At 62.8% G+C, this 352-nt stretch carries 1 protein-coding gene and 1 pseudogene; both read right to left on the bottom strand.

All coding sequences use genetic code 11. The features are described 5' to 3' along the window. A pseudogene (locus tag EN885_RS34615) lies at positions 1-84 on the bottom strand (2-deoxy-D-gluconate 3-dehydrogenase); the annotation flags it as partial. Continuing rightward, positions 81-352: 5-deoxy-glucuronate isomerase (locus tag EN885_RS33290; protein ID WP_206616888.1), on the bottom strand; the 272-nt coding region annotated here is incomplete at its 5' end. The gene EN885_RS33290 and the pseudogene EN885_RS34615, both read right to left, overlap by 4 nt.

Genomic DNA, 352 nt, shown 5'->3' with positions numbered 1-352 from the left:
CGATACGGCGATGCCCTGGCCGATGCCGGTGTTGGCGCCGGTGACCAGGATACGTTTTCCGGCAAGGCTGAAGGGGTCGCTCACCGCAGATCGCTCAACGCCACCGGGTCGACATCGGTATAGTCGACGTTGTCGCCGGCCATCGCCCAGATGAAAGCATAATTGGAAGTGCCGGCGCCCGAATGGATCGACCAGCCCGGCGACAGCACCGCTTCCTCGTTGCCCATGACGATATGGCGCGTCTCGTCCGGCTCGCCCATGAAGTGGAAGACGCGTGCCGTCTCCGCCAGGTCGAAATAGAGATAGGCCTCCATGCGCCGGTCATGCACATGGCACGGCATGGTGTTCCACA

This window comes from Mesorhizobium sp. M6A.T.Cr.TU.014.01.1.1, assembly GCF_004022765.1.
GTDB lineage: Bacteria > Pseudomonadota > Alphaproteobacteria > Rhizobiales > Rhizobiaceae > Mesorhizobium > Mesorhizobium mediterraneum.
This window is presented reverse-complemented; position numbering and strand designations above follow the sequence as displayed.